Origin of the sequence: Amycolatopsis sp. NPDC024027 (assembly GCF_040638975.1) — a bacterium.
Lineage (GTDB): Bacteria > Actinomycetota > Actinomycetes > Mycobacteriales > Pseudonocardiaceae > Amycolatopsis.
Map to the genome: position 1 here is coordinate 109,339 of NZ_JBEZYY010000025.1, position 25,501 is coordinate 134,839.

Here is a 25,501-nt window from a genome sequence, read left to right on the forward strand (position 1 = left end):
TGACGCGACGGTACCCACCCGTGAGCACCGGCCACAATGCGGGGGTGCCTGGTGGGGGCCCGTTCCGGCCCCTGCTATTGGCCGTTTTCCTGCGGGTCGGCCAGCACTTCGGCGACCCGTTCGACCGCTTGGCGCAAAGCCGCTTGCTCCGGACCGTGCTTCAGGATGTCCCGGGACGACGCGGGCAGCACGCCCGGCAGGGACGCACCGAACAGGGCCCGCAAATCGGCCACAGTGGCTCCCTGGGCCCCGAAACCGGGCGCCAGCACCGGACCGTTCAACCGCGAGAGATCGAGCTCTCCCGGCGGAACGGTGGCCCCGACGACGACACCCACATCGCCGAGCGGTTCCGCGCCTGCGTTGAGTGCCGCGGCCGAGTCGACGATCGCCTGCGCGACCGTGCGCCCGTCGGGCAGCTTCGCGTTCTGCACTTCGCCCGCTTCGGGATTCGAAGTCCGCGCGAGCACGAAGAGGCCGCGCCCCGCCGAGACGGCCGTTTCGGCGCATTGGGCCAAAGAGCCGAAGCCGAGGTACGGCGAAACGGTGATCGCGTCGGCGGCGATCGCCGCACCCTCGGCGACGTACGCGGCGGTGTAGGCGCCCATCGTGGACCCGATGTCGCCGCGTTTGACGTCCAAGAGCACCAGCGCCCCGGCGGCGCGGGCGGTCTCGACCACCCGCGCCAGCACCCGGACACCGGCCGGCCCGAAACTTTCGAAGAACGCCGACTGCGGCTTCACGATCGCCGCGTGCGCCGCCAGGACCTCCGTGGCGGACAGCGCGAACCGTTCCAGGCCCGAGACGTCCACCGGGAGCCCCCAGGCCTCGATCAGGCCCGGGTGGGGGTCGATCCCGGCGCACAGCGGGCCGCGGGCCGCGACGGCCTTGGCCAGCCGTGCCCCGAACCGCTCCCCCGCCGAAGACGCCGTCACGACTTCGCCTTCAGCGCCGCCTGCAGCTCCTGCAGGGACTTGACCCCGATGTCGCCCCGGATCAGCGCTTCGATGCCGTGCACGGCCGCCGCGGCGCCCTGCACGGTCGTCACGCACGGGATGTCCCGCGACACCGCGGCGGTGCGGATTTCGTAGCCGTCGACGCGCGGACCACTGTTCCCGTAGGGAGTGTTGATCACCATGTCGACATCGCCGTTCAGGATGACGTCCACGATGTTCGGCTCGGCCTCGGTCGAACCCTCGTAGTGCTTGCGCACCACCGTGCACGGGATCCCGTTGCGCCGCAGCACTTCCGCGGTGCCGGAGGTGGCGAGGATCTCGAACCCGAGGTCCGCCAGCCGCTTCACCGGGAACACCAGCGAGCGCTTGTCGCGGTTGGCCACCGAGACGAACACCCGGCCGGACGTCGGCAGCGAGCCGTACGCGGCGCTCTGCGACTTCGCGAACGCCTTGCCGAAGGAGACGTCGACGCCCATCACCTCGCCGGTGGACTTCATCTCCGGACCCAGCAGCGAGTCGACGCCGTGGCCTTCGGGGGTGCGGAAGCGGTGGAAGGGCAGCACGGCTTCCTTCACCGCGACCGGCGAGTCGGCCGGCATCCGCCCGCCGTCGCCCTCGGCCGGGAGCACGCCGCTGCCGCGCAGGTCCTTGATCGTCGAGCCGGTCATGATCAGCGCGGCGGCCTTGGCCAGCGGCACGGCGGTCGCCTTGGACACGAACGGCACCGTCCGCGACGCGCGCGGGTTGGCCTCCAGGACGTACAGGACGTCGTCCTTGAGCGCGTACTGGACGTTCAGGAGCCCGCGCACGCCCACGCCGCGGGCGATCGCCTCGGTGGAGCGCCGGACGGCCTCCAGGTCGGTGTGCCCGAGCGTGATCGGCGGCAGCGCGCACGAGGAGTCACCGGAGTGGATGCCGGCTTCCTCGATGTGCTCCATGACGCCGCCGAGGTAGAGCTCCTCGCCGTCGAACAACGCGTCGACGTCGATTTCGATGGCGTCGTCGAGGAACCGGTCCACCAGCACCGGGTGCTCGGGGTTGATCTCGGTGGCGCGGCTGATGTAACCGGCGAGGGTCTCCTCGTCGTAGACGATCTCCATGCCGCGCCCGCCGAGCACGTACGACGGCCGCACCAGCACCGGATAGCCGATCTCGTCGGCGATCCGCTTGGCGCCCTCGAACGACGTCGCCGTGCCGTAGCGCGGCGCGGGCAGCCCGGCCTCGGTGAGCACCTCGCCGAACGCGCCGCGGTCCTCGGCCAGGTGGATCGCCTCCGGCGGCGTGCCGACCACCGGCACCCCGGCGTCGGCGAGCCGCTTCGCCAGGCCCAGCGGGGTCTGGCCGCCCAGCTGGACGATGACGCCGGCGACCGTGCCGGACGCCTGCTCGGCGTGCACGACCTCGAGCACGTCCTCGAAGGACAGCGGCTCGAAGTACAGCCGGTCGGACGTGTCGTAGTCGGTGGACACGGTTTCCGGGTTGCAGTTGACCATCACGGCCTCGAACCCGGCCTCCCGCAACGCGATCGCCGCGTGCACGCAGGAGTAGTCGAACTCGATGCCCTGCCCGATCCGGTTCGGGCCGCTGCCGAGGATGAGCACCTTCGGCTTGTCCGACTGGACGGCCACTTCGGACTGGGCTTCGGGGTCGGACTCGTATGCCGAGTAGTGGTACGGCGTCTTGGCGGCGAACTCGGCCGCGCAGGTGTCGACGGTCTTGAACACCGGCCGCACGCCGAGGCGGTGGCGGAGGGTGCGGACGCCGTCCTCGCCGGCCAGTTCCGGCCGCAGGGCGGCGATCTGGCGGTCCGACAGCCCCGTGCGCTTGGCGCGGCGCAGCAGTTCGCCGTCGAGCACCGGCGCGTCGCGGACTTCGGCGCCGACCTCGCCGATGTAGGCGATCTGGTCGATGAACCACGGGTCGATGCCACTCGCTTCGTGGACCTGCTCGACGGTGGCGCCGAGCCGCAGGGCACGCTCCACTTCGTACAGCCGGCCTTCGTGCGGCGTGCGCAGCTCGTCCAAAGTGGACTCCAGCGTCGCGCCGGCGGGGTCGGGCAGCGTCCAGAAGCCGGTCGCCTTGGTCTCGATCGACCGCATCACCTTGCCGAGCGCCTCGGGGAAGCTGCGGCCGAACGACATCGCTTCGCCGACGCTCTTCATCGTCGTGGTCAGCGTCGGGTCCGCGCCGGGGAACTTTTCGAAGGCGAACCGCGGCATCTTGACGACGACGTAGTCCAAAGTGGGCTCGAACGCGGCCGGCGTCTCGCCCGTGATGTCGTTCTGGATCTCGTCGAGCGTGTAGCCGATGGCGAGCTTCGCGGCGATCTTGGCGATCGGGAAGCCGGTGGCCTTCGACGCCAGCGCGGAAGACCGCGACACCCGCGGGTTCATCTCGATGACGACCATCCGGCCGTCGCGCGGGTTGATCGCGAACTGGATGTTGCAGCCACCGGTGTCGACGCCGACCTCGCGCAGCACGGCGATGCCGACGTCCCGCATCACCTGGTACTCGCGGTCGGTGAGGGTCATCGTCGGCGCGACGGTGACCGAGTCGCCGGTGTGCACGCCCATCGCGTCGATGTTCTCGATCGAGCAGACGACCACGACGTTGTCGTGCTTGTCGCGCATCAGCTCGAGCTCGTACTCCTTCCAGCCGAGCACGCTCTCCTCGATCAGCACCTCGGTGACCGGGGATTCGGTGAGCCCGGTGGAGGCGAGCCGTTCGAGGTCCTCCGGCGTGTGCGCCATGCCGGAGCCGAGCCCGCCCATGGTGAACGACGGCCGGATGACGACCGGCAGCCCGAGCTCCTCGACGGTGTCCCGGACCTCGTCCATGTCGTGGCAGACGCGGCTGCGCGGGACGTCGGCACCGATGGTGCGCACGATGTCCTTGAACTTCTGCCGGTCCTCACCGCGCTGGATGGCGTCGATGTCGGCACCGATCAGCTCGACGCCGTACTTGTCGAGCACGCCGCGCTCGTGCAGGGCGACCGCGCAGTTGAGCGCGGTCTGCCCGCCGAGGGTCGCAAGAAGAGCATCGACGGGCGTACCCCGTTGACTTTCACTCGCGATGACCTTCTCGACGAAGTCCGGCGTCACCGGCTCGATGTAGGTGGCGTCGGCGAACTCGGGGTCGGTCATGATGGTGGCCGGGTTCGAGTTCACCAGGGACACGCGCAGGCCTTCGCTGCGCAGCACCCGGCAGGCCTGGGTACCGGAGTAGTCGAACTCCGCGGCCTGCCCGATCACGATCGGCCCGGAGCCGATCACCAGCACGTGCTGGATGTCCGTCCTCTTCGGCATCAGGCCTTCTTCTCCATGAGCGAAACGAAATCGTCGAACAGGGGGGCCGCGTCGTGCGGGCCGGCCGCGGCTTCGGGGTGGTACTGCACCGAGAACGCCGGGACGTCCAGGGCCCGGACGCCCTCGACCGTGTCGTCGTTGGGGCAGTAGTGGCTGATCTGCGCCGCCCCGAACGGGGACTCGAAGCGCTGGCCCGGCTCGCCTTCTAGAGCGAAGCCGTGGTTCTGCGCCGTGATCGCCACCGACCGGGTCGCCACGTCGATCACCGGGATGTTGATGCCGCGGTGGCCGTAACGCATCTTGTACGTCCCCAGGCCCAGCGCGCGGCCGAGGACCTGGTTGCCGAAGCAGATGCCGAACAGCGGGATCTCGCGGCCCAGCACCTGCTTGGTGAGCTCGGTCGCGTGCGTCGTCGTGGCCGGGTCGCCGGGGCCGTTGGAGAGGAACACGCCGTCCGGCTCGACCGCCAAGACCTCTTCCAGCGACGCGGAAGAGGGCAGCACGTGCACCTCGATGCCGCGCTTGACCATCTGCCGCGGGGTGTTGGACTTGATGCCCAGGTCCAGCGCGACCACCCGGAAGCGCGGCTCACCGTCGGGCGAGACGACGTACGGCTTGGGCGTCGAAACCTGGCCCGCCAGGTCGGCGCCTTCCATCTTCGGGCTCGCCAGCACCGAAGCGACCATGTCGTCGACGGTGCCGAGCGCGTCGCCGGAGAAGACCCCGGCGCGCATCGCGCCGAGCTCGCGCAGGTGGCGGGTCAGCGAGCGGGTGTCGACCTCGGCGATGCCGACGATCCCCTGACGCACCAGCTCCTCGTCCAACGTCCGGCGAGAGCGCCAGTTGGACGGCGTCCGGGCCGGGTCGCGCACCACGTACCCGTTGACCCAGATCTTCGAGGACTCGTCGTCCTCGTCGTTCCAGCCGGTGTTGCCGATCTGCGGCGCGGTCTGCACCACGATCTGCCCGTGGTAGGACGGGTCGGTCAGCGTTTCCTGGTAGCCGGTCATGCCGGTGCAGAACACCGCCTCGCCGAGGGTTCGCCCCTGCGCGCCGTAGGCAGCGCCGCGGAACACCCGGCCGTCTTCGAGCACCAGTGCGGCCTGAGCGCGCGCGTTCACTGGGCACCTCCCTTGATCTTGAGCTGTTCGATCCACTGTGGATAGTCGTCGAGGTCGTCGCCGCGGAAGCCGGTGTCGAGGTCGGCGCCGCCGAGCCGCCAGGTGATGACGAGCAGCGCGTCGGTGCCCATCACCTTCCCGGCGATCTTCGTGTCGCGCCGGATGCCGGTGACGGCGTCCCGCGGGATCCAGAAGTCGGGCGCTCCCCCGCGCTCGACGGCGACACCGCCGTCGTGCAGCCGCCAGACCGCGCCGGTGCGCAGTCCCGCGCCGCGGGTGACGATCCGGTCCTGCCAGTTCCCGGCGGTCGTGGTGGCCAGGTAGACGCCGGTGGACTCCAGCAGCACCTCGCCCGCGTCTTCGGGGATGGCGGGGAACGGCGGCACCTGGGCGCTCTGCGAGCGGGACTTGCGGCGCCACCCCACGTACATGCCCCACACGCAGAGCAGGAAGAAGGCGAAGATCGCCAGCACGAGCCAGAAGCGCTCCATCAGCAGATCTTCCCGTCCCGCGCGGTGATCCGCCCGCGCAGCAGCGTCGCGGTCACCACGCCGGGCAGCCGCATTCCCTCGTACGGGGTGTTGGCCGCGAGGCTGGCCAGCTCGGCACCCCGGACCGTCCACTCGGCGTCCGGGTCGACCAGCGCCAGGTTCGCCGGCTCGCCGGCGGCGATCGGGCGGCCCTGGTCGGCCAGGTTGCCGATCTCGGCGGGCCGCTCGCTCATCACGCGGGCGACGCCGCGCCAGTCGAGCAGGCCGGTGCGCACCATCGTCTCGGCCACGATGGACAGCGCCGTCTGCAGCCCGAGCATGCCCGGCCGGGCCGCGGTCCACTCGGTGTCCTTGTCCTGCACCGCGTGCGGCGCGTGGTCGGTGGCGACGCAGTCGATGGTCCCGTCGGCCAGCGCGGCCCGCAGCTTCTCGGCGTCGGACTCGGTGCGCAGCGGCGGGTTCACCTTGTTCACCGGGTCGTAGGTGGCCAGGCGCTCGTCGGTGAGCAGCAGGTGGTGGGGCGTGACCTCGGCCGACACCTTGGTGCCGCGGTCCTTCGCCCAGCGCAGCACGTCCGCGGTGCCCGAAGTGGAGACGTGGCAGACGTGCAGCCGGGCGTTCGCGTGCCGGGCCAGCAGGCAGTCGCGGGCCACGATGGACTCTTCCGCCGCGGCGGGCCAGCCGGTGTAGCCGAGCCTCGCCGCGCGCTCGCCCTCGTGGGCCTGGGCGCCGACGGTCAGCCGCGGCTCCTCGGCGTGCTGCGCGATGACGACGTCGAGCGCGGTCGAGTACTCCAGCGCGCGGCGCATCAGCAGCGGGTCGGCGACGCAGAGGCCGTCGTCGGAGAACACCTTCACCCGCGCCTGCGAGGTGGCCATCGTGCCCAGCTCGGCGAGCTTCTCGCCCTTGAGCCCGACGGTGACGGCGCCGACCGGGTGGACGTCGACCAGGCCGACTTCCCGGCCACGGCGCCAGACGTGGTCGACGATCACGGCGTTGTCGGCGACCGGGTCGGTGTTGGCCATGGCGAACACCGCGGTGTACCCGCCGAGCGCCGCCGCGGCCGAGCCGGTCTCGATCGTCTCGGTGTCCTCGCGGCCGGGTTCGCGCAGGTGGGTGTGCAGGTCGACGAAGCCGGGGAGGAGCACCTGCCCGGCGGCGTCGATGACGTCGGCGTCTTCCGGGACCTCGATCGCGCCGATCGCGGTGATCACGCCGTCCTCGATGAGGACGTCGACCGGGTCGCCTTCGCCGTAGGGCCGGGCGCCCTGGATCACGGTGCTCACGCGGCGGCTCCTTCACTGGCCAAGAGGTGGTAGAGGACCGCCATGCGCACGTGGACGCCGTTGCGGACCTGTTCGGTGATGGCCGAGGCCGGGGAGTCGGCGACCGCGCTCGCGATCTCCATCCCGCGCAGCATCGGGCCGGGGTGCAGGACGACCGCGTGGTCGGGCAGCAGCTTCTGCCGCCGTTCCGACAGGCCGTAGGAGATCGAGTACTCGCGCGCCGACGGAAAGAACCCGCCGTGCATGCGTTCCGCTTGGACCCGCAGCATCATGACGGCGTCGACCGCGGGCAGCTCGGCGTCCAGGTCGTGCGAAACGGTCACCGGAAGGCTTTCGACGCCGTAAGGCAGCAACGTCGGCGGCGCGACGAGCACGACTTCGGCGCCCAGCGCCGAGAGCAGGTGGATGTTCGAGCGGGCGACCCGGCTGTGCAGGACGTCGCCGACGATCGCGATCCGGCGGTCCTTGAGCGAACCCAGCCGCTCGCGCAGGGTCGCCGCGTCGAGCAGCGCCTGCGTCGGGTGCTCGTGGGTGCCGTCGCCGGCGTTGACCACCGACGTGCCGGGCTCGGCCAGCCACTCCGAGAGGCGCTGGGCGGCGCCGCTGGCCGGGTGCCGGACGATCACGCAGTCGGCGCCCGCGGCGGCCAGCGTCAGCGCCGTGTCGCGAAGGGACTCCCCCTTGTTGACCGAGGAGCTGGACGCGGAGACGTTGATCACGTCCGCGCTCATCCACTTGCCGGCGATCTCGAACGACACCCGGGTGCGGGTCGAGTTCTCGTAGAACAGGGTGATCACCGTGCGGCCGCGCAGCGTCGGCAGCTTCTTGACCTCGCGGCCGAGCAGCGTGTGCTTCAGCTCGTCGGCGGTGTCGAGCACGGCCGTGGCCAGCGCCGGGTCCAGGCCGTCGGTGGCGAGCAGGTGCTTCACGAGTCCTCTCCAGCAGCTTCGGACGGACGCAGCAGGACCGCGTCCCGGCCGTCGATCTCGGCCAGCAGGACGGACACGCCCTCGGTGCGGGCGGTCGGGACGTTCTTGCCCACGTAGTCGGCGCGGATCGGCAGCTCGCGGTGACCGCGGTCGACCAGCACGGCCAGCTGGACCGCGCGCGGGCGGCCATGATCACGCAGGGCATCGAGCGCGGCCCGGATCGTGCGGCCGGAGAAGAGGACGTCGTCGACCAGGATCACCACGCGGTCGTCGATGCCGTCGGCGGGCAGCTGCGTCTGTTCGAGCGCGCGCGGCGGGCGGCGGCGGAGGTCGTCCCGGTAGAGGGTGACGTCGAGGGCGCCGGCGGGCGGGCGGACCCCGGAGAACTCGCCGATCTTGTCGGCCAGGCGGACCGCGAGCGGCGTGCCCCGGGACGGGATGCCGAGCAACACGGGCGGGGTAGTGCTCTCCGCACCGTTCGCGGTCTTTTCGATGACCTGATGGGCCATTCGGGCGATCGTGCGCGCGACATCGCCGGCCGTCAGGAGCTCGCGCTCCCCGGCCGAACCAGCCGCGTCACGCGGGCGTGACGACAAACCGGACTCCTTCCCCGCCTCACCGGACGGGTCCTTAAAGGACGTCTGTTCCCCTGCTGGTCGGGGCTTTCCCACCGACAGTAGCAGGCACTTTGCTCAGTCTTCCGGGTGGTGTGGCGTGATTCGCGGCAAGCTTCTGCTTGACCTGGTGACAACAATGCGTAACCATTACTCTGAGTATTCGACTCAGCGAGTCCCCCGGCCCGGTCACCCCGACCGGGAGGGGGTGAAGAACGGAGAACGACCAGATGGGCGATTACGCCAAGGCGCTCGGGGCCAAGCTCCGCGGGATCCGCCAGCAGCAGGGCCTGTCCCTGCACGGGGTCGAGCAGAAGTCCGGTGGGCGCTGGAAGGCCGTCGTCGTCGGCTCGTACGAGCGTGGCGACCGCGCCGTCACCGTCCAGAAGCTGGCCGAGCTGGCCGACTTCTACGGCGTGCCGGTGGTCGAGCTGCTGCCCGAGGGCCGGGTCCCCTCCGGTGCCGAGCCCGCCACCAAGATCGTGATCAACCTCGAGCGCCTGCAGCAGCTGCCGGCCGAGAAGGTGGGCCCGCTGGCCCGCTACGCGGCGACGATCCAGAGCCAGCGCGGCGACTACAACGGCAAGGTGCTCTCGATCCGCACCGAGGACCTGCGGTCCCTGGCGATCATCTACGACATGACCCCGGGCGAGCTGACCGAGCAGCTCATCGACTGGGGTGTGCTGCCGCCGGAGGCGCGTCCTTCCAAGGAGGACTGATCCGATCCCGAGTGTGTGCGAAACCGACGCAGTGAGCGTTCCCCGGTGGGGCACCGGAGACGCTCACTGACTCGTCGGGGGGCTCGCAGCACCCAGGTGGTTCTTCTTCGTCAGAGCACGGCGCGGAGGCGGTCGGCGATCGTGCCGATCCGGCCCAGGACGCCGTTGACGAACCGCGGCGAGTCGTCCGTGGACAGTTCCTTCGCCAGGCCGACGGCCTCGTCGATCGCGACCGGGTCCGGCACGTCCTCGGCCCAGAGCAGCTCGTAGACCCCGACCCGCAGCACCGCGAGGTCGACCTTCGGCATCCGGTCCAGGGTCCAGCCCTGCGCGTGCTCGGCCAGCAGCTCGTCGATCTGCGTCTTCCGGGCGGTCACGCCCTCGACCAGGCTGATCGTGTAGTCCCCGATCGGGTCGACCTCGGTCGCGCCGACCCGGTCGGCCAGCAGCGTCACCGCGTCGGTGTCGCGCTGCACGGCCTCGTACAGCATCTCCACCGCGCGGCGGCGGGCCTGCCGGCGGCTGATCGCGCCGCCGCGGTTCGGGTGGGGTTTCGACGTCGGCATCAGCTGGAGACGCGGCCCAGGTAACGGCCGTCGCGGGTGTCGACCTTGATCTTCTCGCCGGTGGACAGGAACAGCGGGACCTGGATCTCCGCGCCGGTCTCCAGCGTCGCCGGCTTGGTGCCGCCGGTGGAACGGTCGCCCTGCAGGCCCGGGTCGGTGTGCTGGATGACGATCTCGACCGAGGTCGGGAGCTCGATGTAGAGCGCCTCGTTCTCGTGGACCGCGACCTGGACCTCGGTGTTCTCGAGCATGTAGTTGGCGTTGTCGCCGACGACCGAGGCCAGCACGGTGATCTGGTCGTAGGTGTCGCCGTCCATGAACACGAAGTCCTGGCCGTCCTTGTACAGGTAGGTCATGTTCCGGCGGTCCACCGTGGCCGTCTCGACCTTCGTGCCCGCGTTGAACGTCTTGTCGACCACCTTGCCGGTCAGCACGTGCTTGAGCGTCGTGCGCACGAAGGCACCGCCCTTGCCCGGCTTGACGTGCTGGAACGCGGTGACGGTCCACAGCTGGCCCTCGAGGTTGAGGACGAGCCCGTTCTTCAGGTCGTTGGTCGTGGCCACGAGCTTGCAGTCTCCTGTGTCGAATCTTCGGGTTCGAGGCCGCTGTCAGACGACCACGAGGTTCTTGGTGCTCAGGGTGAGGAGTTCGGGCTCCCCAGCCCGCACGACGAGCGTGTCCTCGATGCGCACGCCACCGCGCCCCGCGAGGTACACGCCGGGCTCGACGGTGACCGCCATACCGGCGGCCAGTGTACCGACGCCCGTCGCGGCGAAGCTGGGCGCCTCGTGGATCTGCAGGCCGACGCCGTGCCCGAGGCCGTGCGCGAAGTGCTCCCCGTGCCCGGCGCCGGAGATCACGTCCCGCGCCGCAGCGTCCACATGGGACACATCGGCGCCCGGCGCGACGGCGGCGACCCCGGCCGCCTGGGCGGCGTGCACGAGGTCGTAGACCTCCCGCTGCCAGTCCGCGGGTTCGCCGAGGACGAAGGTGCGGGTCATGTCGGAGTGGTAGCCGTCGACGGTGGCGCCGAAGTCCAGCTTGACGAAGTCGCCGCGCTTCAGCTCGGCGTGCGTCGGCTGGTGGTGCGGGATGGCGGAGTGCGCCCCGGCGGCGACGATGGAGGCGAAGCTGGGTGCCGAAGAGCCGTGCTCCAGCATCCGGTTCTCCAGGTCACGGGCGATTTCCAGCTCGGTCCGCCCGGGCCGCAGCCCCCCGGCGGCAACCAGGTCGTCCAGCGCCCGGTCGGCGGCGGCGCACGCCTGGCGCAGCGCTTCGATCTCGGCCTCGTCCTTGACTTCGCGCAACTGCTCGACGAGGCCGGGCGTCCGTTTCAGGGGCACCCGCGCCCGGAGCGCTTCGTAGGTCTCGACGCTGACGTGCTGGCTCTCGAACCCGAGCCGCCCGTAGGTCTTGGTGTCCCCGGCGGCCCGGGCGACGAGGGCGGCGGCACTGGCCCGGTCGACGACGGTCTCCAGATCGGGCACCTCGGCGGCCGCCTGGGTGGTGTAGCGGCCGTCGGTGCAGAAGAGCGTCTCGCCGTCGCCGCCGGCGTGCAGCAGAACGGCGGCGTTCGAGCCGGTGAACCCGGTCAGGTAACGGATGTTCAGCAGATCGGTGACCAGCAGCGCGTCGACACCGGCTCCGGTCAGGAGCCCGCGCAGCGCCGCCCGGCGACGTCCATGGGTTTCAGGCACCCGTCCACCCTAGTGCGCGCGCTTCCCGGGGGAAGCGACTCGCCAGTAGGCCGCCTACACTCCGCAGGATGAGCGCCTGGGTGATTCGCGGACTGGTGATGGCGGTGCTGCACGGCGTCGCCCTGACGTTGCTGGCCAAGTACGCCGTGTACCACCCGACGGACCAGGCGCTGCCGGTGTCCTTGGCGCTGGCGGTCCTGGTCGGGGCGGCGGCGCTGTGGAGCGCGCTGGACGCGTGGCGCGGCCTGCCGGACCGCGGGCGCGTGTGGTTCATTTCCGCGCTGATCGCGGGACCGGTCGCGGGGATCCTGTACGTGATCGGCCGCGCGGTGTTCGTGGACCAGACGGGCGTGTCCGAGCTGGGCGGGGCCCTGACGGGCGGGGCGGCGTTCTCGGCGCTGCTGGTGCTGATCCCGGCCGGGCTGGGGCTGTTCGTGGGCGGGCGGATCGGGCGGTCGCCGGAGTCGGGCGAGGAGGCGCGGGAGGTGCCTTCCCCGCGGCCTCGGCGGGTTCGGCCGCCCAGCCGGGAGCGGCGCGGATAGCCCGGCGGCTTCCCGCCACACCCGGGCGGCGCCTCGCCGACAGCCGGCAGCCTCCCCAACACCCAGGCAGCGACTCGCCGACAGCCGGCAGCCTCCCCCAACACCCAGGCAGCGCCTCGCCGATTGCCGGCTGCCTCCCACCACACCCCAGGCGGCGCCTCGCCGACGGCCTTCTGCGGCCACCGGACCCGCGTGCGCTTGCGGCGCCTCGCCGACAGCCTCCCACCGCACCCGACCGGCGCCTCGCCCACAGCCGCCGGCGGCCCACCGGGTCCGCGTCAACCGGTCAGCGCCGAACCCTGCCGATAGCCGTCCCACTGCGCGTCGGTCACCGGGCGCGGTGCCGAAGCGTTGGCCGCCGCGACCAGCGGGTCCGAGATCCGCCACAGCCGGTGGTCGTCGAGGACCAGCGCGAATCCGCGGCCGGGCGCCTGGACCGCCTCGGCCCCCGCGCGCAGCCGGGCCGTCACCGGCAGGGCGGCCATCGCCGGCGGCGCCTTCTCCAGCAGTTCGCCGGCCAGGGCCGCGGCGACCCCGCGCCGGTCGATGCGGACCCGCTGCCCCGCCCGGACCAGGTCCATCGTCCGCTCCGGCGAAGGCGCCGTCACGCCGTCGAACGTCGCGGCCACCCGGCCGGGGTTCTCGCAGGCCCGGCTGCCCAGCAGGTCGATCCCGAAGTGCCGCAGGTCGGTCGGGGCGGCGGCACCGCCCAGCGAGGTCGCGCGCACCAGGTCGAACGGCACCCGGTCGCAGGGGTCGGCCGACGACAGCGGCGCGTGCCCGTCCGCGCGCCGCACCAGGCCCGGCCCTTCCTGCCACGGCCCGGGCACCAGCACGGACCGGTACGGGTGCTCGGTGAAGTCCGCGGTCCAGAACGTCAGCGCCGTCCCGCCGTCGGTCTCGTGCGCGACGACGAACGCGGCGAGCGCGCCCACCCACATCAGGTCCGCGCTGAACCCGTCGACGATCGACCGGGCCCGCGGCGCCGACGTCGACGTCACCGGCACGAACCCGCCGACGTCCAAGGCCTGCACGCCCGACCCGAACGCCGGGTCGCGGGCGCGGAGCAGGAACTGCCCCGCGCCGTTGTCGCCCGTGGCGCGGCCGGTGGTGTCGGTGAACATCAGGTAGAACCAGCCGTCGAGGTAGACCGCCGACGGCTGGCCCGCGCCGTAGACGTTCGCGCGGTGCACGTCGTGCGACGGCCCGAGGATCGGCCGCCCGCCGGCCGCGCGGGTCCAGTGGATCCCGTCGGGGCTGGTCGCGAGCCCGATCGCGTTGCCGAGGGCGTGGTCCCCCGCGGCGCCGGTGTAGTACAGGTAGTACGTCGAGCCGACGCGCAGCACGGACGGGTCGCAGGTGTGCATGCCGTCGAACTGCCCGGGCGCCCCGGAGAACACGGCGGCCGGGATCCCGCCGTCCGGTCCGGTGAACGGCCCGTCGAAGGACGGCGCCCCGGCGTAGAGGATGTCGTCCCCGGCCGGCCCGGCACCGCCGTACTGGCTGCACCACCACATCCGGGTTTGTCCCCGGTCGAGCATCACGGACGGTCCGTAGTTGTAGACGGCATCGGCCCCACCGGCGGCGATGACCCCGCCACTCTGCCGGGGGTCACCCGAAGGGAGGTCGACGTCGGTGGGCCGCGGCGGCGAGGCGGTCTTCCCACCCGCGATCGCCGGCTGCTCCCCGGCGGCCTGCGGCTGGGCGTATCCCTCGGTGCAGCCCGCGAGCAGCAGCCCCGCCAGCACGCTGGCGAACAAGGCACGAGCGGGTCGCCGACCCCCACGACGAAACGGGTGCACGACATCGGAGTGTAGCGAGACGCCACCCGTCCGAGCGGCAGTGCTCCTGTCCGGCGGTCCTTCGATCGTGACGGTTCGAACAGACCCAGCTCCTCGGACACGCTCCCGATCGCGCAACAGCTCGCCGCCCGTCTCGCCCGGCGCTGCCATTCCAGCCGGGTGCGGGCGCCGGTCCGAACGTCTTGAATGACTCATTCCTGACATCCGACGCCAGGAATGAGTCATTCAAGACGTCGGCGACCCCGGCTCAGCGCTGGCCGGCCCATCGGCCGCGACCAGCTCGACCTCGAACCCGGCTTCGTTCTCCAGGTACGCGGCGTAGTGGGCGGGCCCGCCCGCGTGGGGGTACCGGTCCGCGAACAGCGGCCGCCAGCCGTGGTCCGTCGCGCGGGCCGCCAGGTCGTCGACCTTCGCCCGGGTGGCCACGTGCAGGGCCAGGTGGTTCAAGCCCGGCCGGGTGCGCTCGTGGTCCGGCGCGCTCAGCGCCGGCGACGCCTCGGCCACCAGGTACGTTCCGCCGAGCCGCCAGCTGACCCCCGCCGGCCAGCGCTGGAACTCGCGCCAGCCCAGCTCGCCGAGCAGCCAGCCCCAGCTGCGCTCGGCTTCGGCGAGGTCCGGCACCCACAGCTCGATGTGGTGCGGCCGCCCGTGCACGGCGGGCAGCGCCACCAGCACGCGGTGCAGGTCGCCGTAGTGGACGCCGCTGCCGACGTCGAGGAAACCCAGGCGCCCGGCCACTTTTCGGCTCGCCGCGTTCCGCTCGTGGACCAGCGCCCACACCGCCGGGAGCCCGAGCGTGCCGAGCCCGTGGTCGAGCAGCGCACGGGCGGCCTCGGTGGCCAGGCCCTGCCCCGCGTGCGCGCTCGCGACGTAGTAGCCCAGCTCGGGCACCTCGCCCGGCAGCTCCCAAGACGGCCGCAGGTGCGCGACGCCGATCACCGCGCCGTCGCGCTCGATCACCCAGTGGCCCTGGCCGGCCGGGCCGCGGTAGGCCAGCCGGCCGTCCACCATCGCGTTCACCGTGGCCGGGTCGGCGAAGTCCACCGCGAAGAACCGGCTCATCTCCGGGTCGGCGAACACCTTCACCACGGCTTCGCGGTCGGCCTCGGTCAGCGGCCGCAGCGTCAGCCGCGGCGTCGCCAGCAGGGTCATCCCGCGTGGGTGGCGAGCCAGCGCAGAGCCAGCGGGTAGCCGTCCACGCCGAGGCCCGCGATCACGGCCGTCGCGATGTCCGACAGCACGCTGTGGTGCCGGAACGCCTCCCGCTTGTGCACGTTGGAGATGTGCAGCTCGATCAGCGGCGCGTTCAGCTGCGCCGCGGCGTCGCGGACCGCGATCGAGTAATGCGTCCACGCGCCGGCGTTGAGCACCACCGGATTCCCGCCGTCGGCGGCCTCGTGCAGCCAGCCGACCAGCTCGCCCTCGTGGTCGGTCTGCCGGACCTCGACCTCGATCCCCAGCTCGTCCCCGGCCTGGACGCACAGCGCCGCGAGGTCGTCGTGCGTCGTCGAGCCGTAGACCGACGGCTCGCGCTTGCCGAGCCGGCCGAGGTTGGGGCCGTTGAACACGAACGCCTTCACAGCAGCACGCTCCCACCGCTGCCGGCCGGCTCCGCCGCGATCGCCGAGTACGCGGCCGCGAGCAGCGCCGGGTCCGGGCCTTCGAGCCGGCCGGGCTTGCCGAGGGCGTCGAGGACGACGAACCGCAGCGCGCCGGAGCGCGCCTTCTTGTCGCCCTTCATGGTCTGCAGCAGCTGCGGCAGCGCGTCGGCGTCGTAGGTGGTCGGCAGGCCGAGCAGCTTCAGCACGGCCGCGTGGCGCTCGGCCGTGGCGTCGTCGAGCCGCCCGGCCAGCCGCGCCAGCTCGGCGGCGAACACCAGCCCGACGCTGACCGCGGCGCCGTGGCGCCACCGGTACCGCTCGCGGCGCTCGATGGCGTGGCCGAGGGTGTGGCCGTAGTTGAGGATCTCGCGCAGGTCGGACTCGCGCAGGTCGGCGGCCACGACGTCGGCCTTGACCCGGATCGACCGGCGGACCAGCTCGGCCAGGACGTCGCCGGCCGGGTCGAGCGCCGCGGCCGGGTCGGCCTCGATCAGCTCGAGGATCCGCGGGTCGGCGATGAAGCCGGCCTTGACGACCTCGGCCATCCCCGCGACGAGCTCGTTCGCCGGGAGCGTCTCCAGCGTGGCGAGGTCGACGAACACCGCGCTCGGCTCGTGGAACACCCCGACGAGGTTCTTGCCGGCCTCGGTGTTGATGCCGGTCTTGCCGCCGACCGAGGCGTCGACCATGCCGAGCAGCGTCGTCGGCACGTTGACCAGCCGCACCCCGCGCATCCACGTGCCCGCGACGAACCCGGCGAGGTCGGTGACCGCGCCACCGCCGAGGCCCACCACGGCGCCGCGGCGGTCCAGCCCCATCCGGCCGAGCACCTCCCAGCAGAAGCCCGCGACGGTCAGCGCCTTGCCGTCCTCGGCGTCCGGGATCTCGACGCGGTGGGCGTCGAGGCCCGCCGCGTTCAGCTCGTCGCGGATGGCCTCGGCCGTGGCGGTCAGCGTGGGCGGGTGGATCAGCGCGATCTTCGAGGCATCGGCCAGGTGCTCGGTGAGGTCGCCGAGCAGGCCGCGCCCGACCACGACGTCGTAGGGCTGGGCGGTGGCGACCGGGATGCGCACCGGATCGGACAGCGCCGGATCAGACACGGGGTTACTCACTCCTTGGCTTCGGCGGGCGCGGCGAGCTCCGCCACGAGGTGCGCGACGATCTCGGACGGCGTCCGGTCGTCGGTGACGATCTCGACGGTGGCGACCTCGCGGTAGACGGGCACCCGCTCGTCGAGCAGTTTCTTGAAGGTGGCGCGGGGGTTCACCCCGGCCAGCAGCGGCCGCGCACTCGACAGACCGGTGCGCTGCACGCCGGCGGCGAGGCCGACGCTGAGGAACACGACGGTGTGCCGGGCCAGCCGGGCCCGGGTGCCGGGGGTGAGCGGCGCGCCGCCGCCGAGGGAGAGCACGCCGTCGTGCTCCGCCAGCGCGGTGGCGACCGCTTCCTCTTCCAGCGCACGGAAAGCCGGTTCCCCGTCTTCGGCGAAGATGTCGGAGACGCTGCGCCCGGCGCGCGCGACGATGTCGTCGTCACTGTCCCGGAACGCGACGCCGAGCGCGGCCGCCAGCAGCGGCCCGACCGTGCTCTTGCCCGAACCGGGCGGCCCGACGATCACCGCGCGGGGACTCACCACCGCTCCTCGAGGGCCTTGAGGTACGCCTCGGCGTTGCGCTTGCTCTCGGCGAGCGAGTCGCCGCCGAACTTCTCGAGCGCGGCGTCGGCGAGGACGAGCGCCACCACCGACTCCAGCACGACCCCGGCGCGGGGCACCGCGCAGACGTCGGACCGCTGGTGGATCGCCACCGCGGGCTCACCGGTCTTGACATCCACTGTGGACAGTGCTTTGGGGACGGTCGAGATCGGCTTCATGGCCACCCGCACGCGCAACGGCTCGCCGTTGGTGATGCCGCCTTCCAGGCCGCCCGCCCGGTTGGACCGGCGGGTGACGCCGACCGGGCCGGTGCCGCGGTCGATCTCGTCGTGCGCCTGGCTGCCCCAGCGACGGGCGGTCGTGAAGCCGTCGCCGACCTCGACGCCCTTCATCGCCTGGACGCCCATCAGGGCACCGGCCAGCCGCGCGTCGAGCCGGCGGTCCCAGTGGACGTGCGAGCCGAGGCCCGGCGGGAGGCCGTAGGCGAGGACCTCGATCACGCCGCCGACGGTGTCGCCGGCCTTCCGCACGGCGTCCACCTCGGCGACCATCGCGTCGGTGCCTTCCTGGCCGAAGGCACGCACCGGGCTCTCGTCGATGGCGGCCAGGTCGGCGGCGACGGGCAGCGGGCCCTCGGGCGCGTCCGCGCCGCCGATCGAGACGACGTGGCTGAGGATCTCGACGTCGAGCAGCTGCTTCAGGAAGTTGCGGGCGACGGTGCCGAGCGCGGTCCGCGACGCCGTCTCCCGGGCGCTCGCGCGCTCCAGGACGGGACGGGCCTCGTCGAAGCCGTACTTCTGCATGCCGGGCAGGTCCGCGTGGCCGGGACGGGGCCGGGTGAGCGGTTCGTTGCGCGCGAGGCCTTCGAGGATCTGCGGGTCGACCGGGTCGGCCGCCATGACCTGCTCCCACTTGGGCCACTCGGCGTTCTCGATCTGCACCGCGACCGGGCCGCCCTGGGTGAGGCCGTGGCGGACGCCGCCGAGGAACTCGATGTGGTCGGTCTCGAAGCCCATCCGCGGGCTGCGGCCGAAGCCGAGGCGGCGCCTGGCCAGCTGCTCGGTGACGTCGGCGGTGGTGACGGCAACCCCGGCGGGCATACCTTCGAGCACGGCCGCCAGCGCGGGTCCGTGCGATTCACCTGCGGTGATCCAGCGCAACATGGGCTCAATCCTGTCACGGGCGCGGCGCGGGCCGGGACGTGCCTCCGGTCACTCGGCAAGGCGGAAGGGCCGGGGCGGCCGGCGTCGCGTACCCGGACGGCCGGTTCGGGTACCCAGAGGGTCGGTTCGCGTGATCGGGAGGTCGACTCGCGTGATTGAAGGGTCGACTCGCCGTGTTCGGGCGGGCTTCTCGCGTGACTGGGCGGGCTTCTCGCGTGACTGGGCGGGCTTCTCGCGTGACTGGGCGGGCTTCTCGCGTGACTGGTGGGGCATCACGGGCGGGTGGGGGGTGGCTCATCCGGGACCCCCTGCGGCCCGGATGAGCCACCGGTCTCACAACGTCAGCCGGAGCAGGGGGAGGCCGCTCGTCAAACGGATCTCCAGTGCCGCCAGGTCCGGCCGCCGCACGGCCGTGCCGATCACGATGCGGGCCGTGTCGTCCGGGACCGCCTTCCAGGTCGCCAGCTGCGTCTCCGTCCCGGAGCGGGAGACCGCCACGAGGAGGTAGTCGCCGCCGCTGCGGGTGCCCGTGTAGCTGCACGACATGTCGACCTGGGTGCCCCAGTCGAACGCCGCCAGGCGGGCGTCCGCGCGGACCGGGAACTGGCCCAGCGCCGTCATCGCGACCGGCGGTGGCACCGAGGGCGGAACCGGAGCCGAAGCCGGCCAGGCCACCACCACGCCCAGGGCGACGCAGGCCGCCACCGCGACCGCCGCCGACGCCGTCGTCACCGCGAACCGGATCCGGCGGCCGCGCCGGACGCGGCGGAGCACCGCCGGCAGCAGGTCCGGCGGGGGCGGGCCGGCGTCCGGGACGGTCGTCGGGGAGTCGACCCTGGCCAGCAGCCCGGGCAGCCCCGCCAGTTCGCGCACCGAAGCCGCGCACCGGTCGCACGTGCGCAGGTGCTCCTCGAAGCGCTGCCGGTCCTCGGGGGCGAGCGCCCCCAGCACGTAGGCGGCGTCGAACGTCGCGAAGGGGTCTTCGCTCACTGGGTCACTCCCCTCTCCTCGAGCACCAGGCGGAGTGCGCGCAACGCGTAGTGCGTGCGCGACTTGACCGTCCCTTCGGCCACCCCCAGCTTCAACGCCGCGTCGGCGACCGAATACCCCTGGAAGTAGCACAGCAGCAGCACCTCGCGGTGCCGTTCCGACAGCTCGGCCAGCGCCTCGGCGACCAGCCAGCCCTGCACCGCGCGGTCGGTGCCGTCGGCGACCACGCGGTCCGGCGGCCGGTCGGTCATCACCTCCGACCGGGCCGACGCCGAGCGCCAGCCGTCGATCGCGATCCGCCGGGCGACCGTGAACAGCCAAGCCCGCGCCGAACCCTGCGACTGGTCCAGCACCGCCGGCGACCGCCAGGCCCGCAGGAGCGTCTCCTGGACGACGTCCTCGGCCCGGATCCGGTCACCGGAGGTCAGGTGCAGCGCGTAGGACCACAGCGCGGTCGCGTGTTCCTCGTGCAGCGCCCGCATGAGCGCCTCTTCGGCGACCTCGCCCACGAACTCAGGCCGCGACCCGGCGCCGGTCCTTCACGAACAGCAGCGCCAGACCGCCCACGATGCAGACCGCCTCGGTGATGACGCCCCAGTACTCCGGCTGGCTGTTGAACTGGTCGTGGTTGCCCATGAACCCGACGGTCGCGGCCAGCACGTACGCGCCGAGCGTCAGCGCCCCGAACCCGGCCGCACCCAGCGCCGGCAGCCAGTGCCGCCAGGCCAGGACGGCGATCGCGAGCACCAGCCCGGCGATCGCGTCGAGCAGGAACAGCGTGCCGGTGATGCCCGAATAACCCTGCGTCCACAAGAAGTAGTGCACGCCCGCCGAGCCGAGCAGCGCGGCCGCCACGACGATGCGTAGAACCCAACTCACCATGATCGTTCCTCCACTCCACACCCACTCCGGTACATACACGGAACAGGGGGCGATCCGGTTCACCGGGAATTGAACCGAACGGGTGGCGCTCTCGTTCTTTAGGTCATGACAGCCGAACTGCACTCCCGCCGCACCGTCCTGTCCACCGGTGCCGCCGTCGCCGGTGCCGCCGTCGGCGCCGTCGCCCTCACCGCCTGCTCGTCGGAATCGAACGGCAAGTCGGGCACCGCGCAGGCGCCGATCGCCGCCGGGACGCCGCTGGTCGCGCTCGCCGAGGTGCCGGTCGGGCAGGCGAAGGCGGCGAAGGCCCCGGATGGGTCCGACGTGATCGTGGCCCGCACGTCCGAGTCGGCCTGCGCCGCGTTCAGCGCCGTGTGCACGCACCAGGGCTGCACCGTCACGCCGAAGGGCGCCGACCTGGTCTGCCCCTGCCACGGTTCGGTGTTCAACGCGCTCACCGGCGAGGTCAAGCAGGGCCCGGCGAACAAGCCGCTGCCGTCGGTGCCGGTCAAGGTCGAGAACGGGAAGGTCGTCACCGGCTGACGAGCCGGACGCGCGAACGGGCCCTGGTGGACCATCGTCCACCAGGGCCCGTTCGCGTGACACGGAGAACTCAGGCGTCCCAAGCGAACAGCCGGTCGCCGGCGGCGACCTCGCGCTCGGTGTCCAAACCGGACAAAACCTCCGCCGAGGCGTCCAGCGCGACGACCGGGACGATCGCCGAGTAGCCCGCGGCGGTCACCGCCTCCGGGTCCCAGCTGACGATCGGCTGGCCGGCCCGCACCTGCTCGCCCTTGACGACGTGCAGCGTGAAGCCCTCGCCCTTCTCCTTGACCGTGTCGATGCCCAGGTGGACCAGCACGGCCTGGCCGCCCTCGGTCGCGATGACGTAGGCGTGCGGGTGCAGCGTCGCCACCGTGCCGTCGACCGGGGCGACCGCGTCCGACCGGCCGCCCGCGGGCTGCACCGCGAGGCCCGGGCCCACCATGGCCTGCGCGAACACCGGGTCCGGGACCTCGGTGATCGGTACCACCCGGCCGGCGACCGGGCTGAGGATGTCGAACGTCACAGCAGGTCCTCGATGTCGCTGGCGATGGTGTCCGCCTCCGGCCCGACGATCACCTGCAGGGCCGACGACCCCATCTTGACCACGCCCATGGCGCCGGCCTTCTTGAGCGCGCCCTCGTCGACGAGGCTCATGTCCTCGACTTCGCAGCGCAGCCGCGTGATGCAGCCCTCGATCTCGGTGAGATTCTCCTTGCCGCCGAGTGCGGCGAGGATCTTTTCGGGCCTGTCATCCGCCATCGCGGTCTCCTTGATCACTGTTTGTTCCCAACCTGACGCGAACCGCGTGTCCACCTGTACTACGCCGTTCGCCCGCTTGCACCCCGCCGCGGGCCACGAACGGATAACGGTGGTTGACACCCGTCCGCGCGGCGGAGCATCCTGCCCCATCAGATCATTGGTCTAGACCGGAACGTACCAATGTTCGGGGCCGGACGCGAGCACCGGTCCCCGGTGGAACGAGAACGAGGAGGGTGACGCCGATGAGCGCGGCCGCGCACGTCCCGCCACCCGACCGGGTCGTCAACGGGCCCACGCCCAAGCACGCCCAGCTGCGGGAAATCCTCCGCCGCACGGTGGAGCGCGAGCTCCCGCCGGGCGCGCCGATCCCGTCGGAACGCGAGCTGGCCCAGCGCTACGGCGTGTCGCGGCTCACGGTCCGGTCGGCGATCGGCAAGCTGGTCGAGGAGGGCCTGCTCGCCCGGGTCCGCGGCAAGGGCACGTTCACCGCGGCCCGGCGGATGGAGCTGCAGCTCTACCTGATGTCGTTCACCGACGACATGCGGAGGCGGGGGCTGACCCCGACGACCGAGGTGGTCTCGGCGGCCACCGAGGTGCCGCCCACCGCCTCGGCACACGCCCTCGGCCTGACCGAGGGCGCGTCCGCGCACCACCTGGTGCGGCTGCGCCACGCCGACGGCGTGCCCCTGGCCGTCGAGCGCGGCTGGTACCACGCGGGCCGGGCTCCCGGCCTGCTCGGGCTCGACCTGACCCAGTCCATTTACTCGCAACTGGCCGAGACGTACGGTGTGCGTCCCGACCAGGCGTGGCAGACGGTCTGGGCCGAAGGCGCGGACCGCGAGACGGCCCGGCTGCTCGGCATGCGTGCCGGCAGCCCGCTGCTCGTGTTCCGGCGGGTCTCCAGCGCCAACGGCGACCCGATCGAAGACATCACGTCCTGGTACCGGGGAGATCACTACCAGGTGACCATGCAGTTGGACCGGAACACCCCGGAACCCGGTCAACCACCCCACTATGGAGGATCCAGATGAGCACCACCACCGCGGAGGGGGCGAAGAAGAGCGGCGGAGGCCTCGCCGGTCTTCAGCGCTTCGGCCGCAGCCTCATGCTCCCCATCGCCACGCTGCCTGCGGCCGGTCTGCTCAGCAGGCTGGGCCAGCCCGACGTCCTCGGTGCGGACGGGCTGGGCTGGGACAAGGTCGCCGACGTAGTCGGTGCGGCAGGCGGTGGCCTGTTCGACTGGCTCCCGCTGCTGTTCGCGATCGGTATCGCGGTCGGCTTCGCCCGCAAGGGCGACGGCTCCACGGCGGTCGCCGCGGCCGTCGGCTGGGTCGTGTTCAACAAGGTCATCCAGGCCATCGCGCCGATCAAGAGCCAGGAAGGCTACAAGCCCGGCTGGGACCTCGCCCCCATCCACTGGCCCTACAGCGTCCTGACCGGCATCATCTCCGGCATCGTCGCGGCGCTGCTGTGGCAGCGCTTCTACCGCATCAAGCTGCCGGCGTGGCTGGCGTTCTTCGGCGGCCGGCGGTTCGTGCCGATCATCACCGCGTTCGCGATGATCATCCTGGGTGTCGTCTTCGGCATCGTCTTCAAGTGGGTCGACGCGGGCATCCACAACATCGGCGAGGTCGTCGTCGGTTCGCCGGTGGTCGGCGGCGGGATCTACGGCCTGCTGAACCGCCTGCTCATCCCGGTCGGCCTGCACCAGCTGCTGAACGTCCCGGTGTGGTTCATCTTCGGCGGTGGCGACCTGACCAACTTCTTCAACCACGTGCAGGGCTCCGGCACGTTCATGACCGGGTTCTTCCCGATCTTCATGTTCGCCCTGCCGGCGGCGGCGCTGGCGATCTGGCAGACCGCCCGCCCGGCGCAGAAGAAGGTCGTCGGCGGTGTGATGATCGCGGCCGCGCTGACCTCGTTCATCACCGGTGTCACCGAGCCGATCGAGTTCTCGTTCATGTTCGTGGCCTGGCCGCTGTACATCTTCCACGCGATCATGACCGGCCTGTCGCTGGCGCTGGTGAACGCCCTGGGCATCAAGCTCGGGTTCTCGTTCTCCGGTGGCGCGATCGACTTCGCGCTCAACTCGAGCCTGGACACCGCGCACAAGGCGTGGCTGCTCATCCCGATCGGGCTCGTGTTCGCGGTGATCTACTACCTCGTGTTCCGGGTCGTCATCACGAAGTGGAACCTGCGCACCCCGGGCCGCGAGGACGACTCGATCGAGTCGGACCTCGAGCGGACAGCCGCGAAGTAAGATCCGTACCGACGTACCCCAGTAGGGAGAGGACGAACATGCCGGAGAAACGCGTCGCCGTGGCCAGCAAGGTGGGGCTGCACGCCCGGCCGGCCGCGCTGGTGGCGAAGGCGGCCGCGGCGCAGCCCGTCGCGGTGCAGATCGCCAAGGCCGGCGGAAGCCCGGTGGCCGCCGGCAGCGTGCTCAACCTGATGACGCTGGCCGCCGGTTACGGCGACGAGGTCGTCATCAGCGCCGAGGGCGAGGGTGCCGAGGAGGCCGTGGAAGCGGTCGCCCAGCTGGTCGCCACCGACCTGGACGCCTGAGTCACATCCCCTGCGAAGGCCCCTGTACCGGCTCCCCGACAGCCGGTGCGGGGGCCTTCGCGGCGTTCACAGCAGCACTGCCCGCGGCGTGCGTGGCCGGAGGTAGTGCACCGGCGGCAGGTGCACCGTGAAGTGCAGCCGGTGCGGATTCGCCGGGCCGCCGGCCCGGGCCAAGTCGAGCAACGCGAGGTTCCGTTCCGTTAGCGGAATTCCGCTCTCCACCAGGAACACCCGCGGTACCTGGTCCACCCGGGAACCGCGGTCGACGGCCAGGATGACCGGCGCGAACGCCGAACCCGGCGGCGCCGGGGTGACGGCGAGTTCCCGGGCGGCAGACCGGCGCGGCGCGGCGTTTCGTAGGCTGGCCCCATGGAGAGCGTGCGCCTGATCGACGAGTGGCCGGTGGACAACGCCGCGACGGCCGTGGTGGCGGCGGACGGGAGCGTCGTGGGCAGCCACGGCGACACCGCGCGCAAGTTCCGGCTGGCCTCGGTCTCCAAGCCGCTGACCGCCTACGCCGCGCTCATCGCGGTCGAGGAAGGCGTCGTCGAGCTCGACACCCCGGCCGGGCCCGAGGGCTCGACCGTGCGGCACCTGCTCGCCCACACCTCCGGGCTCGCCTTCGACGCGCACAAGGCGATGGCCGCGCCGGGCACGCGGCGGCTCTACTCCAACGCCGGGTTCGAGCAGCTGGCCGATGCGCTGGCCGAGCACTCCGGCATTCCCTTCGCGCAGTACCAGGCCGAGGCGCTGTTCGCCCCGCTCGGCATGGCGAACACGACCCTCGACGGCTCACCCGCCTCCGGCGCGGTGTCCACTGTGGACGACCTGGCCGCCTTCGCCGCCGAGCTGCAGGCCCCGAAGCTGCTGGACCCGGCGACCGTCGCCGAGGCGACGAATGTCGTGTTCCCCGGGCTTTCCGGCGTGCTGCCCGGGTTCGGCCACCAGAAACCCAACGACTGGGGCCTCGGCTTCGAGATCCGCGACCACAAGAGCCCGCACTGGACCGGCGCGCACAGCTCGCCGCGGACGTTCGGCCACTTCGGCCAGTCGGGCACGTTCCTCTGGATCGACCCCGCCGCCGGCGCGGCCTGCGTCGCACTGACCGACCGCGCGTTCGGCCCCTGGGCCGCCGAAGTCTGGCCGCACTACACCGACGCCGTCCTGGCGGAACTGGGCGCGTGAAGCGGGTCTTCCTCGCTGCCCTCCTGCTGCTCGCCGCGTGCAGGGCCCCCGCGGCCGCGGCTGCGACCGCACCCACACCCGCCCGAGGCTCCCCCGGCGCTCGGCACGATTGGCGCCACGATCACGCTGTC

29 protein-coding genes are annotated in these 25,501 nt (G+C 72.0%); 7 read left to right on the top strand and 22 right to left on the bottom strand.

Annotated features, from left to right (window positions below; genetic code table 11):
• Positions 1–74: 74 nt before the first annotated feature.
• Genes pyrF through pyrR form a run of 7 tightly spaced genes read right to left on the bottom strand, consistent with a single transcriptional unit; the run spans position 75 to position 8,681 of the window.
• A complete protein-coding gene (gene pyrF / locus AB0F52_RS42355) occupies positions 75–932 on the bottom strand; it encodes an orotidine-5'-phosphate decarboxylase (protein WP_360183463.1) in 858 nt (285 codons plus the stop codon).
• On the bottom strand, positions 929–4,258 hold the full coding sequence (gene carB, locus AB0F52_RS42360) for a carbamoyl-phosphate synthase large subunit (protein ID WP_360183465.1): 3,330 nt from the start codon (positions 4,256–4,258) through the stop codon (positions 929–931). Before carB ends, pyrF begins: the two co-directional genes overlap by 4 nt.
• Positions 4,258–5,379, bottom strand: a complete 1,122-nt coding sequence (gene carA / locus AB0F52_RS42365; protein ID WP_360183467.1) for a glutamine-hydrolyzing carbamoyl-phosphate synthase small subunit — start codon at positions 5,377–5,379, stop codon at positions 4,258–4,260. The genes carB and carA overlap by 1 nt, the downstream gene beginning before the upstream one ends.
• Entirely contained in the window at positions 5,376–5,870 is a 495-nt protein-coding gene (locus AB0F52_RS42370; RefSeq protein ID WP_360183469.1) for a transporter, read from the bottom strand. The genes carA and AB0F52_RS42370 overlap by 4 nt, the downstream gene beginning before the upstream one ends.
• Positions 5,870–7,156 carry a dihydroorotase gene (locus AB0F52_RS42375; RefSeq protein WP_360183471.1) on the bottom strand — a complete coding sequence of 429 codons (1,287 nt, stop codon included), beginning with the start codon at positions 7,154–7,156 and terminating at the stop codon, positions 5,870–5,872. Before AB0F52_RS42375 ends, AB0F52_RS42370 begins: the two co-directional genes overlap by 1 nt.
• A complete protein-coding gene (locus AB0F52_RS42380) occupies positions 7,153–8,085 on the bottom strand; it encodes an aspartate carbamoyltransferase catalytic subunit (RefSeq protein WP_285990001.1) in 933 nt (310 codons plus the stop codon). Before AB0F52_RS42380 ends, AB0F52_RS42375 begins: the two co-directional genes overlap by 4 nt.
• Complete coding sequence (gene pyrR, locus AB0F52_RS42385; RefSeq protein ID WP_360183473.1) at positions 8,082–8,681, bottom strand: bifunctional pyr operon transcriptional regulator/uracil phosphoribosyltransferase PyrR; 600 nt, start codon at positions 8,679–8,681, stop codon at positions 8,082–8,084. The genes AB0F52_RS42380 and pyrR overlap by 4 nt, the downstream gene beginning before the upstream one ends.
• Positions 8,682–8,929: 248 nt before the next feature.
• Between pyrR and AB0F52_RS42390 the strand changes: the two genes are divergently transcribed.
• A complete protein-coding gene (locus AB0F52_RS42390) occupies positions 8,930–9,418 on the top strand; it encodes a helix-turn-helix domain-containing protein (protein WP_003096372.1) in 489 nt (162 codons plus the stop codon).
• A gap of 110 nt (positions 9,419–9,528) precedes the next feature.
• Here the strand turns inward: AB0F52_RS42390 and nusB are convergent, their stop codons facing one another.
• The 3 genes from nusB to AB0F52_RS42405 are packed head-to-tail and all read right to left on the bottom strand — an operon-like array spanning position 9,529 to position 11,681.
• Positions 9,529–9,984 carry a transcription antitermination factor NusB gene (nusB, locus tag AB0F52_RS42395; RefSeq protein WP_360183475.1) on the bottom strand — a complete coding sequence of 152 codons (456 nt, stop codon included), beginning with the start codon at positions 9,982–9,984 and terminating at the stop codon, positions 9,529–9,531.
• Complete coding sequence (gene efp / locus AB0F52_RS42400) at positions 9,984–10,547, bottom strand: elongation factor P (protein WP_360183477.1); 564 nt, start codon at positions 10,545–10,547, stop codon at positions 9,984–9,986. The genes nusB and efp overlap by 1 nt, the downstream gene beginning before the upstream one ends.
• A gap of 45 nt (positions 10,548–10,592) precedes the next feature.
• A complete protein-coding gene (locus AB0F52_RS42405; RefSeq protein WP_360183479.1) occupies positions 10,593–11,681 on the bottom strand; it encodes a Xaa-Pro peptidase family protein in 1,089 nt (362 codons plus the stop codon).
• Between the two features lie 98 nt (positions 11,682–11,779).
• Between AB0F52_RS42405 and AB0F52_RS42410 the strand changes: the two genes are divergently transcribed.
• Positions 11,780–12,223 (top strand): B-4DMT family transporter, encoded by a 444-nt coding sequence (locus AB0F52_RS42410; RefSeq protein ID WP_360183541.1) that lies wholly within the window; start codon positions 11,780–11,782, stop codon positions 12,221–12,223.
• A 278-nt stretch (positions 12,224–12,501) separates the two neighbouring features.
• On the opposite strand, the gene AB0F52_RS42415 is transcribed toward AB0F52_RS42410, so the two are convergent.
• From AB0F52_RS42415 to AB0F52_RS42455, 9 genes are all read right to left on the bottom strand, one after another.
• Positions 12,502–13,983 (bottom strand): beta-xylosidase, encoded by a 1,482-nt coding sequence (locus AB0F52_RS42415; RefSeq protein WP_360183481.1) that lies wholly within the window; start codon positions 13,981–13,983, stop codon positions 12,502–12,504.
• 267 nt (positions 13,984–14,250) lie between these two features.
• Positions 14,251–15,177 (bottom strand): GNAT family N-acetyltransferase, encoded by a 927-nt coding sequence (locus AB0F52_RS42420; RefSeq protein WP_360183483.1) that lies wholly within the window; start codon positions 15,175–15,177, stop codon positions 14,251–14,253.
• The gene (gene aroQ / locus AB0F52_RS42425; RefSeq protein WP_360183485.1) at positions 15,174–15,605 is read right to left on the bottom strand and encodes a type II 3-dehydroquinate dehydratase; all 432 of its coding nucleotides are present in this window, start codon (positions 15,603–15,605) and stop codon (positions 15,174–15,176) included. Before aroQ ends, AB0F52_RS42420 begins: the two co-directional genes overlap by 4 nt.
• Positions 15,602–16,711 (bottom strand): 3-dehydroquinate synthase, encoded by a 1,110-nt coding sequence (gene aroB / locus AB0F52_RS42430; RefSeq protein WP_360183543.1) that lies wholly within the window; start codon positions 16,709–16,711, stop codon positions 15,602–15,604. The genes aroQ and aroB overlap by 4 nt, the downstream gene beginning before the upstream one ends.
• A 23-nt stretch (positions 16,712–16,734) precedes the next feature.
• Positions 16,735–17,259, bottom strand: a complete 525-nt coding sequence (locus tag AB0F52_RS42435; protein WP_360183487.1) for a shikimate kinase — start codon at positions 17,257–17,259, stop codon at positions 16,735–16,737.
• Positions 17,256–18,443 carry a chorismate synthase gene (gene aroC / locus AB0F52_RS42440; RefSeq protein ID WP_360183489.1) on the bottom strand — a complete coding sequence of 396 codons (1,188 nt, stop codon included), beginning with the start codon at positions 18,441–18,443 and terminating at the stop codon, positions 17,256–17,258. The genes AB0F52_RS42435 and aroC overlap by 4 nt, the downstream gene beginning before the upstream one ends.
• Positions 18,444–18,776: 333 nt before the next feature.
• Complete coding sequence (locus AB0F52_RS42445; RefSeq protein WP_360183491.1) at positions 18,777–19,433, bottom strand: zf-HC2 domain-containing protein; 657 nt, start codon at positions 19,431–19,433, stop codon at positions 18,777–18,779.
• On the bottom strand, positions 19,430–19,942 hold the full coding sequence (locus tag AB0F52_RS42450) for a sigma-70 family RNA polymerase sigma factor (protein WP_360183493.1): 513 nt from the start codon (positions 19,940–19,942) through the stop codon (positions 19,430–19,432). The genes AB0F52_RS42445 and AB0F52_RS42450 overlap by 4 nt, the downstream gene beginning before the upstream one ends.
• A gap of 4 nt (positions 19,943–19,946) precedes the next feature.
• Positions 19,947–20,315 carry a hypothetical protein gene (locus tag AB0F52_RS42455; RefSeq protein ID WP_360183495.1) on the bottom strand — a complete coding sequence of 123 codons (369 nt, stop codon included), beginning with the start codon at positions 20,313–20,315 and terminating at the stop codon, positions 19,947–19,949.
• Between the two features lie 105 nt (positions 20,316–20,420).
• On the opposite strand from AB0F52_RS42455, the gene AB0F52_RS42460 reads away from it, so the two are divergent.
• The gene (locus AB0F52_RS42460; RefSeq protein WP_360183497.1) at positions 20,421–20,858 is read left to right on the top strand and encodes a Rieske (2Fe-2S) protein; all 438 of its coding nucleotides are present in this window, start codon (positions 20,421–20,423) and stop codon (positions 20,856–20,858) included.
• Between the two features lie 70 nt (positions 20,859–20,928).
• Here AB0F52_RS42460 and AB0F52_RS42465 read toward each other — a convergent pair whose 3' ends face one another.
• Complete coding sequence (locus AB0F52_RS42465; protein WP_360183499.1) at positions 20,929–21,384, bottom strand: PTS glucose transporter subunit IIA; 456 nt, start codon at positions 21,382–21,384, stop codon at positions 20,929–20,931.
• Positions 21,381–21,620 (bottom strand): PTS glucose/sucrose transporter subunit IIB, encoded by a 240-nt coding sequence (locus AB0F52_RS42470; RefSeq protein ID WP_360183501.1) that lies wholly within the window; start codon positions 21,618–21,620, stop codon positions 21,381–21,383. Before AB0F52_RS42470 ends, AB0F52_RS42465 begins: the two co-directional genes overlap by 4 nt.
• 242 nt (positions 21,621–21,862) lie before the next feature.
• Between AB0F52_RS42470 and AB0F52_RS42475 the strand changes: the two genes are divergently transcribed.
• The 3 genes from AB0F52_RS42475 to AB0F52_RS42485 are packed head-to-tail and all read left to right on the top strand — an operon-like array spanning position 21,863 to position 24,185.
• Entirely contained in the window at positions 21,863–22,651 is a 789-nt protein-coding gene (locus AB0F52_RS42475; protein ID WP_103336002.1) for a GntR family transcriptional regulator, read from the top strand.
• Entirely contained in the window at positions 22,648–23,880 is a 1,233-nt protein-coding gene (locus AB0F52_RS42480) for a PTS transporter subunit EIIC (protein WP_360183503.1), read from the top strand. The genes AB0F52_RS42475 and AB0F52_RS42480 overlap by 4 nt, the downstream gene beginning before the upstream one ends.
• 38 nt (positions 23,881–23,918) lie before the next feature.
• A complete protein-coding gene (locus AB0F52_RS42485) occupies positions 23,919–24,185 on the top strand; it encodes an HPr family phosphocarrier protein (RefSeq protein WP_013224593.1) in 267 nt (88 codons plus the stop codon).
• 66 nt (positions 24,186–24,251) lie between these two features.
• Here the strand turns inward: AB0F52_RS42485 and AB0F52_RS42490 are convergent, their stop codons facing one another.
• Positions 24,252–24,434 carry a hypothetical protein gene (locus AB0F52_RS42490; RefSeq protein ID WP_360183505.1) on the bottom strand — a complete coding sequence of 61 codons (183 nt, stop codon included), beginning with the start codon at positions 24,432–24,434 and terminating at the stop codon, positions 24,252–24,254.
• 120 nt (positions 24,435–24,554) lie between these two features.
• Here AB0F52_RS42490 and AB0F52_RS42495 point away from each other — a divergent pair, with 120 nt between their 5' ends.
• Positions 24,555–25,370, top strand: coding sequence for a serine hydrolase domain-containing protein (locus AB0F52_RS42495; protein WP_360183507.1), 816 nt, complete (start codon positions 24,555–24,557; stop codon positions 25,368–25,370).
• Positions 25,371–25,501: the final 131 nt, after the last annotated feature.

Coding starts and splice junctions, on each gene's coding strand:
- carB (WP_360183465.1), bottom strand. CDS start 4,258: ATGCCGAAGAGGACGGACATCCAGCACGTGCTGGTGATCGGCTCCGGG.
- AB0F52_RS42370 (WP_360183469.1), bottom strand. CDS start 5,870: ATGGAGCGCTTCTGGCTCGTGCTGGCGATCTTCGCCTTCTTCCTGCTC.
- AB0F52_RS42390 (WP_003096372.1), top strand. CDS start 8,930: ATGGGCGATTACGCCAAGGCGCTCGGGGCCAAGCTCCGCGGGATCCGC.
- nusB (WP_360183475.1), bottom strand. CDS start 9,984: ATGCCGACGTCGAAACCCCACCCGAACCGCGGCGGCGCGATCAGCCGC.
- AB0F52_RS42410 (WP_360183541.1), top strand. CDS start 11,780: ATGGCGGTGCTGCACGGCGTCGCCCTGACGTTGCTGGCCAAGTACGCC.
- AB0F52_RS42420 (WP_360183483.1), bottom strand. CDS start 15,177: ATGACCCTGCTGGCGACGCCGCGGCTGACGCTGCGGCCGCTGACCGAG.
- aroC (WP_360183489.1), bottom strand. CDS start 18,443: ATGTTGCGCTGGATCACCGCAGGTGAATCGCACGGACCCGCGCTGGCG.
- AB0F52_RS42455 (WP_360183495.1), bottom strand. CDS start 20,315: ATGGTGAGTTGGGTTCTACGCATCGTCGTGGCGGCCGCGCTGCTCGGC.
- AB0F52_RS42460 (WP_360183497.1), top strand. CDS start 20,421: ATGACAGCCGAACTGCACTCCCGCCGCACCGTCCTGTCCACCGGTGCC.
- AB0F52_RS42470 (WP_360183501.1), bottom strand. CDS start 21,620: ATGGCGGATGACAGGCCCGAAAAGATCCTCGCCGCACTCGGCGGCAAG.
- AB0F52_RS42475 (WP_103336002.1), top strand. CDS start 21,863: ATGAGCGCGGCCGCGCACGTCCCGCCACCCGACCGGGTCGTCAACGGG.
- AB0F52_RS42480 (WP_360183503.1), top strand. CDS start 22,648: ATGAGCACCACCACCGCGGAGGGGGCGAAGAAGAGCGGCGGAGGCCTC.
- AB0F52_RS42485 (WP_013224593.1), top strand. CDS start 23,919: ATGCCGGAGAAACGCGTCGCCGTGGCCAGCAAGGTGGGGCTGCACGCC.
- AB0F52_RS42495 (WP_360183507.1), top strand. CDS start 24,555: ATGGAGAGCGTGCGCCTGATCGACGAGTGGCCGGTGGACAACGCCGCG.